The 13,086-nt window shown below is 64.3% G+C and carries 13 protein-coding genes; 7 read left to right on the forward strand and 6 right to left on the reverse strand.

Annotation, left to right across the window (positions count from 1 at the left end; genetic code table 11):
• Nucleotides 1–31: 31 nt before the first annotated feature.
• A complete protein-coding gene (locus QM470_RS00350; protein ID WP_283337715.1) occupies nt 32–1,435 on the reverse strand; it encodes an amidohydrolase in 1,404 nt (467 codons plus the stop codon).
• Nucleotides 1,436–1,792: 357 nt separating this feature from the next.
• On the reverse strand, nt 1,793–3,061 hold the full coding sequence (gene icd / locus QM470_RS00355; RefSeq protein WP_218332238.1) for an NADP-dependent isocitrate dehydrogenase: 1,269 nt from the start codon (nt 3,059–3,061) through the stop codon (nt 1,793–1,795).
• A 223-nt stretch (nt 3,062–3,284) separates the two neighbouring features.
• On the opposite strand from icd, the gene QM470_RS00360 reads away from it, so the two are divergent.
• Nucleotides 3,285–3,791: a DUF192 domain-containing protein gene (locus QM470_RS00360; RefSeq protein ID WP_283337716.1), complete on the forward strand. Its 507-nt coding sequence runs from the start codon at nt 3,285–3,287 to the stop codon at nt 3,789–3,791.
• Nucleotides 3,792–3,942: 151 nt separating this feature from the next.
• On the opposite strand, the gene QM470_RS00365 is transcribed toward QM470_RS00360, so the two are convergent.
• From QM470_RS00365 to xseA, 3 genes are all read right to left on the reverse strand, one after another.
• Nucleotides 3,943–4,335, reverse strand: a complete 393-nt coding sequence (locus tag QM470_RS00365) for a hypothetical protein (protein ID WP_218332237.1) — start codon at nt 4,333–4,335, stop codon at nt 3,943–3,945.
• A 260-nt stretch (nt 4,336–4,595) separates the two neighbouring features.
• Nucleotides 4,596–5,180 carry a superoxide dismutase gene (locus QM470_RS00370; protein ID WP_066531943.1) on the reverse strand — a complete coding sequence of 195 codons (585 nt, stop codon included), beginning with the start codon at nt 5,178–5,180 and terminating at the stop codon, nt 4,596–4,598.
• Nucleotides 5,181–5,456: 276 nt separating this feature from the next.
• Nucleotides 5,457–6,764, reverse strand: a complete 1,308-nt coding sequence (gene xseA / locus QM470_RS00375; RefSeq protein ID WP_283337717.1) for an exodeoxyribonuclease VII large subunit — start codon at nt 6,762–6,764, stop codon at nt 5,457–5,459.
• A gap of 364 nt (nt 6,765–7,128) precedes the next feature.
• On the opposite strand from xseA, the gene QM470_RS00380 reads away from it, so the two are divergent.
• From QM470_RS00380 to adk, 6 genes are all read left to right on the forward strand, one after another.
• Nucleotides 7,129–7,758 carry a MotA/TolQ/ExbB proton channel family protein gene (locus QM470_RS00380; protein WP_218332234.1) on the forward strand — a complete coding sequence of 210 codons (630 nt, stop codon included), beginning with the start codon at nt 7,129–7,131 and terminating at the stop codon, nt 7,756–7,758.
• A 37-nt stretch (nt 7,759–7,795) separates the two neighbouring features.
• On the forward strand, nt 7,796–8,221 hold the full coding sequence (locus tag QM470_RS00385; protein WP_283338184.1) for an ExbD/TolR family protein: 426 nt from the start codon (nt 7,796–7,798) through the stop codon (nt 8,219–8,221).
• Nucleotides 8,222–8,297: 76 nt separating this feature from the next.
• A complete protein-coding gene (gene lpxK / locus QM470_RS00390) occupies nt 8,298–9,380 on the forward strand; it encodes a tetraacyldisaccharide 4'-kinase (RefSeq protein ID WP_283337718.1) in 1,083 nt (360 codons plus the stop codon).
• Between the two features lie 64 nt (nt 9,381–9,444).
• Entirely contained in the window at nt 9,445–9,627 is a 183-nt protein-coding gene (locus QM470_RS00395; RefSeq protein ID WP_066531949.1) for a Trm112 family protein, read from the forward strand.
• A 24-nt stretch (nt 9,628–9,651) separates the two neighbouring features.
• The gene (gene kdsB, locus QM470_RS00400) at nt 9,652–10,440 is read left to right on the forward strand and encodes a 3-deoxy-manno-octulosonate cytidylyltransferase (RefSeq protein ID WP_283337719.1); all 789 of its coding nucleotides are present in this window, start codon (nt 9,652–9,654) and stop codon (nt 10,438–10,440) included.
• Nucleotides 10,441–10,837: 397 nt separating this feature from the next.
• Complete coding sequence (adk, locus tag QM470_RS00405) at nt 10,838–11,494, forward strand: adenylate kinase (RefSeq protein WP_066531958.1); 657 nt, start codon at nt 10,838–10,840, stop codon at nt 11,492–11,494.
• Between the two features lie 149 nt (nt 11,495–11,643).
• On the opposite strand, the gene QM470_RS00410 is transcribed toward adk, so the two are convergent.
• Nucleotides 11,644–13,077 (reverse strand): diguanylate cyclase domain-containing protein, encoded by a 1,434-nt coding sequence (locus QM470_RS00410; RefSeq protein ID WP_283337720.1) that lies wholly within the window; start codon nt 13,075–13,077, stop codon nt 11,644–11,646.
• Nucleotides 13,078–13,086 lie beyond the last annotated feature (9 nt).

The raw sequence follows: 13,086 nt of genomic DNA on the forward strand, positions 1-13,086 counted from the left end.
AGAGCCTGCAGAGCCCAGGTCGCTTTTCGCCTTACTGTTTTTGCAGCATGTAGTCCACGGTCAGGTTGGCCAGCGCGCGCACGCCATAGATCAGGCTGGACTCGTCCACATAGAAATGCGGCGAATGGTTGGGGGCTGCCTTGGCCGGCTCGGTCCCCTTCGGGGTCACACCCAGGTTGAAGAACAGGCCCGGCGCCTCCTGCTGGTAGAACGAGAAGTCTTCCGATGCCGATGCCTTGGGCATCACCCCGTAGTTGCCGCTGCCGGCCACACGCTGCAGGGTGGGCGCCATCTGCGCCGTCAGATCAGGCGGGTTCACCACGGCGTTGTACAGCTCCACCACCTTCACCTTGGCCGTGGTGCCGGCGCTTTCGGCAATGTTGGTGGCCGTGGTACTGATGCGCTGGTGGATGTCTTTTTTCATGCCTTCGTCGTAGGTGCGCACGGTACCGGTCATCGACACCGCATCCGGCACGATGTTCATGCGGTTGCCGCCGTGGAACGTGCCCACGGTGATCACCGCCGGCTCCAGTGCGATATTGGCCTGGCGGCTGATGATGGTCTGCAGCCCCATCACGATCTGCGAACCGGTGACGATGGGATCGATCCCCTGCCACGGGCGTGCACCATGGGTCTGCTTGCCTTGCACATCGATCCAGAACTGATCGGCTGCCGCCATGGCCGGGCCCGGGCGCCAGGCGATCCAGCCGGCAGGATAGCTGCTGGAGACATGCAGGCCGAAGACGGCATCCACCTTGGGGTTCTGCATCACCCCTTCCTTGATCATCTGCTTGGCGCCCCAGATCTTCTGCCCGTCGGGCTCGAAGGTGGCAGGCGTCTCTTCCGCCGGCTGGAAGATGAACTTCACGCTGCCGGGCAATTGCTCCTTCATGCCCGCCAGCACTTCGGCCGTGGCCATCAGGATCGCCACATGCGCGTCATGCCCGCAGGCGTGCATCACGTCCACTTCCTTGCCCAGAAACATGCCCTTGGCTTTGGAGGCGAATGGCACATCCACCTGTTCCTTCACCGGCAGGGCATCCATGTCGGCACGCAGCGCCACCACCGGGCCGGGCTTGCCGCCCTTGAGCAGCCCCACCACACCGGTCACTGCCATGCCGGTCTTCACCTCCATGCCCAGTTTGCGCAGGTGCGCGGCCACCAGGGCGGCGGTGCGGGTTTCCAGATTGCCCATTTCGGGATGCTGGTGGATGTCGCGGCGCCAGGCGATCAGCTGCTGCTCGATGGCCTTGGCACGGGTGTCGATCTGGGCCTGCAGGGCCTGTGCCGTAGGGTTGGCGGTAGCGGGCGCAGTAGCCGTGGCGTTCTGGGCCTGGGCCAGCGGTGCGGCCGTCCACAGGCAGGCCGCCAGCAGAACGGATGTGGCCGAAGCCACAGCGGTGCGCGGCCATGCCGTAGAGAGGGAAGCAGTCATTGGTGTCTCCTGTTGTTATGCGGTATGTCTGCGTTGGCCGGCCGGGCCACGGCGGGCTGCGGCTGCACAACCATCCCACCATAGCGCGGGACCAGACGCTCCCGCAGCATGCGCTGTCCACCGCGCGACTGTCCCGTGCGCTGCAGCCCCCTGGACCACGCAAACCACCCACCTCACTCGCTGGCTGACACGCAGTCTTGAAAGACGGCAGACCATGCAAGTTCTCCCTGGCCCGGGGCGTCCACGGCACCGGTGCCTGCGCTGGTACCTGCCCAGGCTGATGGGCACCTTCTCCTTTCGCCCATAAAAAAAGGAACGCCGCAGCGTTCCTTTGGGGGTGTGGATGGCCCGGAGGGATTACACGTTCACCATCTGCTCGATGATCTCGTCGCCAAAGCGCGAGCAGCTGACCTGCTGGGCGCCGGCCATCAAGCGGGCAAAGTCATAGGTCACCTTCTTGCTCAGGATGGTGCGTTCCATGCCTTCGACAATCAGGTCGGCGGCCTCGGTCCAGCCCATGTGGCGCAGCATCATTTCGGCGCACAGGATCATGGAGCCGGGGTTCACATAGTCCTTGCCGGCGTAGCGCGGTGCCGTGCCGTGGGTGGCTTCGAACATGGCAATGGTGCCGGACATATTGGCACCGGGGGCAATGCCGATGCCGCCCACCTGCGCTGCCAGCGCGTCGGAGATGTAGTCTCCGTTGAGGTTCATGGTGGCAATCACCGAGTATTCCACCGGCCGCAGCAGCACCTGCTGCAGGAAGGCGTCGGTGATGGAGTCCTTGATGACGATGTCGGCGCCGGTGTTCGGGTTCTTCACACGCATCCAGGGGCCGCCATCGATCGGCTCCGCACCGAATTCCTTTTGCGCCAGGGCGTAGCCCCAGTCCCGGAAAGCGCCTTCGGTGAACTTCATGATGTTGCCCTTGTGCACCAGGGTCACCGAAGGCTTGTCGTGATCGATGGCGTACTGGATGGCCTTGCGCACCAGGCGCTCCGTGCCTTCGCGCGAAATGGGCTTGATGCCGATGCCCGATGTCTCGGGGAAACGGATCTTCTGCACGCCCAGTTCCTTGCTCAGGAAATCGATCAGGCGCTGTGCGCGGTCGGAACCGGCTTCAAATTCGATCCCGGCATAGATGTCTTCCGAGTTCTCGCGGAAGATGACCATATTGGTCTTCTCGGGCTCGCGCACCGGCGACGGCACGCCACGGAAATGGCGCACCGGGCGCAGGCAGACATACAGGTCCAGTTCCTGGCGCAGCGTGACGTTCAGCGAACGGATACCGCCGCCCACCGGCGTGGTCAGCGGCCCCTTGATGGACACCGGATGGGTGCGCACCGCGTCCATGGTCTCGGCCGGCAGCCACATGTCGGGGCCGTACAGGCCCACGGCTTTCTCGCCCGCATAGATTTCCATCCAGTGGATCTGGCGCTTGCCGCCATAGATCTGGGCCACGGCCGCATCCACCACCTTGCGCATCACCGGGCTCACGTCCACACCCACGCCGTCACCCTGGATGAAGGGGATGATGGGCTGGTCGGGCACATTCAGCGTCTGGTCGGCGTTGACGGTGATGTTCTGGCCAGCGGGTGGCACCTGGATGTGCTGGTAAGCAGTCATGTCGTGAAGGTCTCCGGATAATGTGATACAGCGATTGCAAACGATTCTATCGACTGCACCCGCGCTTTCGCGCGAACTGCCGACTTTGGCGTGGCACGGGGATGACAGTGCGCAAACTGCGCCGGCGGCACACTTGCCCCGCATCCCCTGCACCATGGCGCACAATGTGGCGCATGTTGGCCGCCGCCAGGCGGAGTCCAGACTGTTTTTGACGAGACCCTTGATGCGCCACGCTCCCGTTCCCCTGTTGATGTCCACACTGCGCCGCCTGGGCGCGCTGTGCCTGCTGGTCAACGCCCTGGCCGGCCCGGCCCAGGCCCGCACCGAAGCGCCGGCGCCGCCCCAGGGCCAGCCCCAGATGAACTTGCCACGCACGGAAATGCACGTCGGCATGTACCGCATCGATGCCCAGGTGGCCCACACCTACGACACGCGCCAGACCGGGCTGATGTTCCGCCAGAGCATGCCCTCGCAGGAAGGCATGCTGTTTGTCTTTTCCCAACCCGGCGTGCAGTGCTTCTGGATGCGCAACACCGTGCTGCCGCTGACGGCAGCCTTCGTTGCCGACGACGGCACCATTGTGAATCTGGAAGACATGAAGCCCATGACCGAGACCTCGCACTGCTCGGCCAGGCCGGTGCGCTTTGTGCTGGAGATGAACCAAGGCTGGTTTGCCCAGCGCGGCATCAAGGCAGGCGCCAAGATCCTGGGCGAGGCCTTCCGCCCCTGACGTTCTGGGGATGCCCTCTATCCCCTCCCCCTACCTCCGCCAGCCAACTTCCGACAACGGCCTGCGGTGACGACGCAGCGCAAACCCAGGCGGACAGGGGCTGCTCCGTGCAGCACGGCGCAAACAGCTGAACAGCCGAACAACCAAACGGTCACCAGGCGCTGTGTGTGCCGCTCAGCACAATGGGGCCTTTGGGCATGCGCACGCCGGTGCCAGGGTGTGCGAACAAAATGGTGCTTCCGCCCTCGGGCAGCACACGTTCGAACACGATGCTGCCATTGCGGTGCAGATTGACCCACACGCCGGGCTGGTGGTCCGACTCCTTGCGGCACGGGTCGCCGTCCAGGTTCTGCCAGCCATGCTCGGCGCACAGGCTGCGGGTCACCACATGGTGCAGCATGCGCCGCGAGGACTCGTGCTCCTGGTTCACCTGCAACCACGAGGTCTGCAGGCATTCATAGGCTCCCTGCAGCGTGCTGCATCGGGGCAAATGGGCAATGCGGGCAAACAATGCCTGCAACAAGAATTCGTACGAATGCCGCATGACTGACCTCCCTGGGAGGCGGCTGCATCATGGTGCTGCCGCTTTTTTGCAAGCATTCTCTTACGGCCACCATGCAACACCCGCTGCGCATGCCCATACCCTTGGTCGCACAGGGACATGGAGCGCTTTCATGCCGATGGCAAAAAGCAAAAAGCCTCCCAAGGGAGGCTTTTTTCGCCATCTTTGCAGCCTGAAAGCAGACCGGGCGCAGCGGCGCCAGAGGCCTGCTGCGGTAGGTCTGCCGACAGGCTAGCGCGCCATCAGGCGGCGAAGTTGGCTTCGGCAAACTTCCAGTTCACCAGCTTGTCGAAGAAAGTTTCGACAAACTTGGGACGGGCGTTGCGGTAGTCGATGTAGTACGCGTGTTCCCACACGTCCACCGTCAGCAGCGCCTTGTCGCCAGTGGTCAGGGGGGTGCCGGCAGCGCCCATGTTGACGATGTCCACGGAACCGTCGGCCTTCTTCACCAGCCAGGTCCAGCCGGAACCGAAGTTGCCCACGGCCGAGGCCACGAACGCCTTCTTGAAATCGGCGTAGGAGCCCCACTTCTGGTTGATAGCATCTGCCAGAGCGCCGGTGGGAGCAGCACCGCCATTGGGGGTCATGCAGTTCCAGAAGAAGGTGTGGTTCCAGATCTGGGCTGCCTGGTTGTAGATGCCACCCGAAGACTTCTTGATCACGTCTTCCAGCTCCATGTTTTCAAACTCGGTGCCCACTTGCAGTTCGTTGAGCTTGACCACATACGCGTTGTGGTGCTTGCCGTGGTGGTACTCCAGCGTTTCCTGGCTGTAAGCAGGAGCCAGGGCGTCGATCGCGTAAGGCAGTGGGGGCAGAGTGCGTTCCATGGTGGTGTTCCTCGTGGTTGGATGTTGTGGTGTTCTGCAAGCGCTGCTGCACCCAGGTGCATGCCAGCCACTTGACCGCAGCTGCGGCAAGGCTGGCATGGCTTTGATGCAGCGCAAACCAGCTTCAGCTCACTGCGCATTGTAGAAAGAAGCGCGGGCCTGTTGCGGTATTCGCGCACACACGGTGCGCGTTTTGTGTTGCCGGGATACATAGCATCGCCGGTTTTGCTCTACAGTGCGCGCGCCACCTTGTCCACGCGGTGCCAAATCACCGAATCACAGCAACTTGGGCTGGGTGACGGTCACATCGACACTGCCATCCGACAGGTGTGCCTTGAGCGCCGCACCCACCGGGGCGTCCGCCACCCGGGTGACCGCGCGGCCGGAGCTGTCGGTCAGCAGGCTGTAGCCGCGCTGCAGCACGCGGCGCGGGTCCAGCAATTCCAGCCGGTGTGCCAGCTGCGTCAGGTGCTGGCGGCGTTGCAGCAGCTGGCGCTGCAGCATGGGCATCAGATTGGCCTGCTGCGCCCCAAGCACCTGTGTGTGCTGCTGCACCTGCAACAGCACCGCATGCCGCAACTGCTGACCCAGGCGCTCGCAGCGCAGGCGCTGCTGGGCCAGATTGCCCGAGGGGCGGCCCAGGCGCTGGGCCGCCAGATCCAGGCGCTGGCCCTGCCGGTCCAGCCAGCGGTCCATGCCGCCCTGCACACGGGATTCCAGCTGGTCCAGCGCGGCCAGCCAGGCATCGCGCGGCTGGGCCACCAGCTCGGCAGCCGCCGTGGGCGTGGGGGCCCGCAGGTCGGCACAGAAATCGGCAATGGTGAAATCGGTCTCGTGCCCCACCCCGCTGACCAGCGGCACCGGGCTGCGCACCACGGTGCGGGCCAGCAACTCGTCGTTGAAGGCCCACAGGTCTTCCATGGAGCCGCCGCCGCGCACCAGCAAGATCACATCAATCGGCGGCTCGCCGGCACGCGGATGCAAAGCCCGTGCGTAGAGCTGTTCCAAGGCTGCTACCAGCGAGGCCGGAGCTGCCGCCCCCTGCACCAGGGCCGGAGCCAGCACCACAGGGATGTGCGGCACACGCCGCTGCAAGGCCGTGGCCACGTCGTGCAGCGCCGCCGCGCCGGGCGAGGTGACCAGGCCGATGCCGCGCGGCATCACCGGCAGCGGGCGCTTGCGGTCGGCATCGAACAGGCCTTCGCCCTCCAACTGGGCCTTGAGGCGCAGGAACTGCTCGAACAAAGCGCCCTGCCCGGCACGCTGCAGGCTTTCGACGATCAGTTGCAGATCGCCACGCTGCTCGTACACGCCCAGGCGCCCGCGCAATTCCACCAGTTCGCCGTCGCGCGGGGTAAAGACCAGGGAGCTGGCGGCGCGGCGGAACATGGCACAGCGGATCTGGCCCGCCGTGTCCTTGATCGAGAAATAGCAATGCCCGCTGGCAGCACGGGAAAACCCGGTGATCTCTCCGCGCACCGTGACCGGATTGAAACGTGCTTCCAGTGCATCGGCCACCGCACGGCACAGTGCGCCCACGGACCAGACTGTAGGAGAAGCAGAGGACTGATAAGGGTCAAACATGGCGCGGCCTCAACTTGCCAGAGCGGCAGAAAGTCGTGCATATCCACAGCGGAACACATTTACCTTCTGGCTGATGTTTGCACAGAAATCTTCCATGAGCACTTGCAAATACATCTTTAATTTATTGAATTCAAAAGATTTTTTAAATTTTCCCGCAACACAGCAGATTCACACAAGGTTCACATTGCCTGTGGCAGGCATTCCGGAGCATTGCTTCCCCACAAAGTTATCCACAGGATTTTTTGTGCTATAGGCGCGCAGGCGAAATCTGCGCGGGCGTAAATGCCCCGCTGCGGCACGTAGGACGGTGCCGCACTGCGCCATAATGGCCCGCTGCTGCCCCATCACGCGGAAAGAAGAAACCTTGCTCTCGATCATACAAGCCGCAGGCTGGCCGATCTGGCCCCTGATTGCCTGCTCCATTCTGGCCCTCGCCCTGATCATTGAACGCTTCCTGGCCTTGCGCGATGCCAAGGTGGCGCCGCCTCAGTTGCTGCAGGAAGCCATCTCCGTCACCCACAACGGCCTGCCCGGTGAGCAGACCGTCACCCAGCTGGCGCAGAACAGTGCTCTGGGCGAAGTGCTGGCCAGCAGCCTGCAACTGCTCACGCGCAACCCCCATGCCAGCGATGAAGACGTGCGTGCCACGCTGGAAAACACCGGCCGTGCCGTGGCCCACCGCCTGGAAAAGTACCTGGGCGCGCTGGCCACCATCGCCTCGGCTGCGCCCCTGTTGGGGCTGCTGGGCACCGTGATCGGCATGATCGAGATCTTCGGCTCGCAGTCGGGCGGCGGTGCCGTCGGAGGCGGCAACCCGGCCCAGCTGGCACACGGCATCTCGATCGCGCTGTACAACACGGCGTTCGGCCTGATCGTGGCCATCCCCACCCTGATCTTCTGGCGCTATTTCCGTGCCCGCGTGGACAGCTTTCTGCTGAGCCTGGAGCTGTCGTCCGAACAGTTCGCGCGCCATCTGGCACAGCTGCGCGCTTGAGCCGCGCCCTTACCGAAGCAAAGACCGCCCCATGGCACTGAACTTCCGCCCCCGCCGCACCGAAGAGCCGGAGATCAATCTGATCCCCTTCATCGATGTGCTGCTGGTGGTGCTCATCTTTCTGATGCTGTCCACCACCTACAGCCGCTTCACCGAGCTGCAGCTGACGCTGCCCGTGGCCGATGTGGAGCAGCAGCGTGACCGCCCGCGCGAGGTGTTGATCGCCGTCACCGCCGAAGGCAACTATGTGATCGGCAAGCAGGCCCTGGCCGATCGCAGCGTGGACGCTGTGGCCGCAGGCCTGCGCGCGGCCGCCAAGGCAGGCAACGACAGCATCGTCATCATCAACGCCGACGCTGCGGCCCCCCACCAGGCCGTGGTGACAGTGATGGAGGCCGCACGCCGCGCCAGCCTGTCGCAGATCACGTTTGCCACGCAAACGTCTGCCGGAGCGAAGCGCTGAACTTGGCCCAGGCCGCCAGGGACGCCCCACTGCGCCGCCGCGTCGCCCTGCCATAGCCCTTCACCGATTCACACGCATGGCATCTCCGGCCCCCGCCTCACCTTCCAACCCCGGCAGCAACGCTGGCGGCAGTGCCCGGCGCGCCGCTTGGCTGCGCCGCATCTGGCAGCGCCGCGGTGCGCTGGCCTGGGCGCTGTGGCCGCTGTCGCTGCTGTACGGCGCGCTGTCCGCCCGCCAGCGCCGCAGCGGTGCCGCCCATGCCGGGCATGCAGGCGTGCCCACCATCGTGGTCGGCAATGTGATTGCCGGCGGTGCAGGCAAGACACCGGTCACCCAGGCCATCGTTGGCCATCTCCGACGCAGTGGCTGGACGCCCGGCATCATCTCGCGCGGCTATGGCCGCAATACCCAGGATTGCCGTGCGGTGCTGCCCCAATCCGCTCCCGAGGATGTGGGCGACGAGCCCCTGCTGCTGGCCCGCAGCACCGGCGTGCCGGTGTTCGTGGCCCCACAGCGCCTGGACGCCGCCCGCGCGCTGCGCACGGCCCATCCGGAGGTGGACATCCTGGTGTGCGACGACGGTCTGCAGCACACGGCGCTGGCCCGGGATGTGGAAATCTGCGTCTTCCACGATGGCGGTATCGGCAATGGCTGGCAATTGCCGGCCGGGCCGCTACGCGAGCCCTGGCCCCGCCCCGTGGATGCGGTACTGCACACCGGCCCGGCGCCGGAGCACACCCCGACCAGCCAGCCGGTGTTCGCCATGCAACGCCAGCTCGCACCCTACGCTCTGCACTCCGACGGCCGCCATGTGCCGCTGGCACAGTTGTCGGACCGCCCGCTGTACGCCCTGGCTGCCGTGGCCCGGCCGGAACGCTTCTTTGCCATGCTGCAAGACCAGGGTTTGCAGCTGGCACAGGCCCAGGCCCTGCCCGATCACTACAATTTTGAGAGCTGGCAGCGGCCGGCGGATGCAGACGCGCTGCTGATCTGCACCGAAAAAGACGCCGTCAAGCTGTGGCCGCTGCAGCCCGACGCACTGGCAGTGCCGCTGGAGCTGGACATTCCACAGGCTTTTTTTGACCTGCTGGACCAGCGCCTGGCCACCGCCCGCCTATCATCGGCAGCTGTCAACAGCCCCCGGCCCGCCACGCCCTGAGCCCTTGCGACGCCTGGCAACGCACAGCGCCTGCCTCTTTTACCGAATAACGAAAGCACACGCCATGGATCCCAAACTGCTTGAACTGCTGGTCTGCCCCGTCACCAAGGGCCCGCTGCGCTACGACGCCGAGCGCAAGGAGCTGGTCTCGCGCAGCGCCCGCCTGGCCTACCCGGTGCGTGACGGCATTCCCGTCCTGCTGGAAAACGAAGCCCGTACGCTGAGCGACGAAGAACTGGAAGCCTGAATTTCCCTGGAAAGCCTTGTCGCCATGTCTTCTGCTGCTCCGTTCACCGTCCTGATCCCCGCGCGCCTGGCCTCCAGCCGCCTGCCCAACAAGCCGCTGGCCGACATCGCCGGCCTGCCCATGGTGGTGCGCGTGGCGCGCCAGGTTGCGCAAAGCGGTGCCACCCGCGTCGTGGTGGCGGGTGACAGTCCCGCCATCCTGCAGGCCTGCGCCGAACACGGTGTGCAGGCGGTGCTCACGCGCGAAGACCACCCCAGCGGCAGCGACCGTCTGGCCGAGGCCTGCACCGCGCTGGGCCTGGATGGCGACGACATCGTGGTCAACGTGCAAGGCGATGAGCCCCTGATCGATCCGGCATTGGTCGGCGCCGTGGCCCGTCTGTTGCAGGACCGCCCGCAGGCCAGCATGTCCACCGCAGCCCACCCCATCGAGACTCTGGTGGACTACCAGAACCCCAATGTGGTGAAAGTGGTGTGCAATGCCGTGGGTCTGGCGCACTACTTCAGTCGCGCTCCCATTCCCCACCACCGTGACCAGAATGGCACCGCCTGGTGGCAGGCCGTGCAGACCGGTGTCAGCGCAGGTTATGGCCCACTGCGCCACATTGGAATTTACGCATACCGGGCAGGGTTTTTGCGCCAGTTTCCGCAGCTCACACCCGCACCGACCGAGCAGGTGGAAGCGCTGGAACAGCTTCGCGCGCTGTGGCACGGCCACCAGATCGCCGTGCATGTGACACAGCATGCGCCCGGCGCTGGCGTGGATACGCCCGAAGACCTGGAGCGCGTGCGCGCGCTGCTGACCGGTCGCTGAACTGTCACAAAGCGCAAAATGAGAGCGGTTTATGCTCACGTTTCCATGATTTGCATGCAAAAGCCTCTTCAAGTCCTGTAAACATAAGCATGCCAAGCTCTCATTTTTGCTTTTCCCGACAAAAGTCTTCTACAAGATCGCAAGTCACTCTTGCACAAGACCCGTACACAGCCCGGCACCAGCGTGCTGGCGGCACACCGTGCACCGCCTCGGTGCTGGCAGGCACATGGCGTGCCGTCAAGCGGTGCAGGCCCCAGCGCCGTGTAAGCGCCTGTCAGGTGCACGCGTGCTATCCTTGCCCGCGAAAAAACATATGCCGGTCCGCCATCCACCCAGCTTGACGCTGGGTTTCTTGTGTCGGACCGCTGCCACGCTTTCATACATCCCGAGGAATTCCATGAAACTGATCTTGTTGGGCGCACCTGGCGCCGGCAAAGGCACGCAAGCCACTTTCATCTGCCAGAAATACGGCATTCCACAGATCTCCACCGGCGACATGCTGCGCGCCGCTGTCAAGGCCGGCACCCCCCTGGGCCTGGAGGCTAAGGCCGTGATGGACGCAGGCCAACTGGTCAGCGACGACCTGATCATCAATCTGGTCAAGGAACGCATCGCCCAGGCCGACTGTGCCAACGGTTTCCTGTTTGACGGCTTCCCCCGCACCATCCCCCAGGCCGACGCCATGAAGGCCGCCGGCGTGAAGCTGGACTACGTGCTGGAAATCGACGTACCGTTCGACGCCATCATCGAGCGCATGAGCGGCCGTCGCAGCCATCCCGCTTCGGGCCGCACCTACCACGTCAAGTTCAACCCGCCCAAGGTCGAAGGCAAGGACGACGTGACTGGCGAACCCCTGGTGCAGCGCGAGGATGACAAGGAAGAAACCGTCAAGAAGCGCCTGGATGTGTACAGCAACCAGACCCGCCCTCTGGTGGACTACTACAGCAACTGGGCCAAGGCCGACGCCGCTGCAGCCCCCAAGTACCGCGCCATCAGCGGCACGGGCACCGTGGAAGAGATTACCGCCCGCGCCCTGGCCGCCCTGGCTTCCTGATCGGATCAGAGCCCTTGCGGCAGTGACAGGCTCTGGCCTGCACTGCTGCCCCATAAAAAAAGGCTGGTGACAACACCAGCCTTTTTTTATGGGGCGCGCAAAGGCTGAATGCCTCAACTCCGGACGCACCTGCCTTGCGCCAAGGCGCCTCACAGCATGCTGTCGACCCGCCGGTCCTGTGCACGCCCCGCGTAAAAGCGCATCTTCTCGGCATACATGGCCTGGTCGGCCCGGTGTACCACCGCTTCCATGCTGGCACCTTCCCGTCCGCAGGCATGGCCCATGGCCAGATGGATGGTCTGCCCGGGATAGAACTGGTTGTTCAGCTCCAGCAGCGACAGAATGCGCTCCTGCATGGCCTGGGCACCGCGTTCATCGGTACCGGGCAACAGCACCATGAATTCATCACCGCCGATGCGCGCCGCGCATGCCGGCGCATCCACCGCCTTGGTCAGCACCTCGCCAATGCGGCGCAGCATGGCATCGCCCGCCGCATGGCCGTGGTCGTCGTTCACGCCCTTGAGACCGTTCATGTCGATGGCAATCACCGACAGCGGCCATGGCCCCTTGCGCGACAGCCGGTTGAGCTCTTCCGTATAGAAGGCGCGGTTGCGCAACTGGGTCAGCACATCGTGCTTACCCAGGTATTCCAGGTAGGACTCGGCCTTTTTGCGGGCCGTGATGTCCACCAGCGACAACAGCACCAGATCCCAGTTCCGGACATGGCTGTTCATGATGGCGAACTCCATGTGGATGTGCAGCACATCGCCGGTCAGCGAATAGTTCACCACCTCGCGCTGCTGCACCAGTTTGCCGTCCCACAGATCCTGCAGCTGCTCGGCAAAGGAATCGTACATCTCGCCCCGGAACACCTGGGACAGGTTGTGTAGCAGATTGGCCTTGCTGCTGGCGCCGAACATCTCCAGTGTCTGCTGGTTGACGTCGATCACGCGGATTTCCTGCATGCAGCGGGTGACGAACTCAGGGTGCACCTTCAAGAACGTGCGGAAGTCGCGGATGCCGCGCTCGCGCACCTCGTCCAGCAGTTGCTTGACCGCGCTGAAGTCTTCCACCCACAGCGAGACCGGGGAGTGGGCAAACAAATCCCGCGCGTACTGTTCGCTGGCCTGCAGACGCTGCGTGCTCATCACCTCGGCGGTGATGTCCTCCAGCGACACCAGTACACGGCTCCAGCTGTCTTCATAGCCGGGCAGCACGCGAAAACGCACCTGAATATCCATGCGCCGGCCATCCAGTGCGTAGTTCACCGAGCGGTTGGCAAAGCTCAGCTGCCCGTCCCACAGGGCCAGCAGCTCGGCGACGATGCTGTCGTGCATATCGCCGCGAAACACCTCATCCAGGCGGTTCTGCAGCGTGGCCTGGTCAGGGGCCTTGAAAAGCTCCAGCGTGTACTGGTTGACGCGCAGCACCTGGAAGCACTGGCTGCATTGCTGCACGCGCCGGGGGTCTTCGCGGAAAAACTGCTGCAAATCGGTGACGCCTGCGGCGCGCCATTGCGCGAACAACTGCTTGAGCCCGCTGTAATCCTCCATCCACAGGGATATGGGGGCGAGGTCAAACATGTCCTCAAA

The sequence above is a fragment of the Comamonas sp. 17RB genome (assembly GCF_030056555.1).
Taxonomy (GTDB): domain Bacteria; phylum Pseudomonadota; class Gammaproteobacteria; order Burkholderiales; family Burkholderiaceae_C; genus Comamonas; species Comamonas terrigena.

Bases quoted from the DNA above. Each gene is read 5' to 3' on its own strand.
- QM470_RS00350 (WP_283337715.1), bottom strand. From the start codon at position 1,435: ATGACTGCTTCCCTCTCTACGGCATGGCCGCGCACCGCTGTGGCTTCG.
- icd (WP_218332238.1), bottom strand. From the start codon at position 3,061: ATGACTGCTTACCAGCACATCCAGGTGCCACCCGCTGGCCAGAACATC.
- QM470_RS00360 (WP_283337716.1), top strand. From the start codon at position 3,285: ATGCGCCACGCTCCCGTTCCCCTGTTGATGTCCACACTGCGCCGCCTG.
- QM470_RS00365 (WP_218332237.1), bottom strand. From the start codon at position 4,335: ATGCGGCATTCGTACGAATTCTTGTTGCAGGCATTGTTTGCCCGCATT.
- QM470_RS00370 (WP_066531943.1), bottom strand. From the start codon at position 5,180: ATGGAACGCACTCTGCCCCCACTGCCTTACGCGATCGACGCCCTGGCT.
- xseA (WP_283337717.1), bottom strand. From the start codon at position 6,764: ATGTTTGACCCTTATCAGTCCTCTGCTTCTCCTACAGTCTGGTCCGTG.
- lpxK (WP_283337718.1), top strand. From the start codon at position 8,298: ATGGCATCTCCGGCCCCCGCCTCACCTTCCAACCCCGGCAGCAACGCT.
- QM470_RS00395 (WP_066531949.1), top strand. From the start codon at position 9,445: ATGGATCCCAAACTGCTTGAACTGCTGGTCTGCCCCGTCACCAAGGGC.
- kdsB (WP_283337719.1), top strand. From the start codon at position 9,652: ATGTCTTCTGCTGCTCCGTTCACCGTCCTGATCCCCGCGCGCCTGGCC.
- adk (WP_066531958.1), top strand. From the start codon at position 10,838: ATGAAACTGATCTTGTTGGGCGCACCTGGCGCCGGCAAAGGCACGCAA.
- QM470_RS00410 (WP_283337720.1), bottom strand. From the start codon at position 13,077: ATGTTTGACCTCGCCCCCATATCCCTGTGGATGGAGGATTACAGCGGG.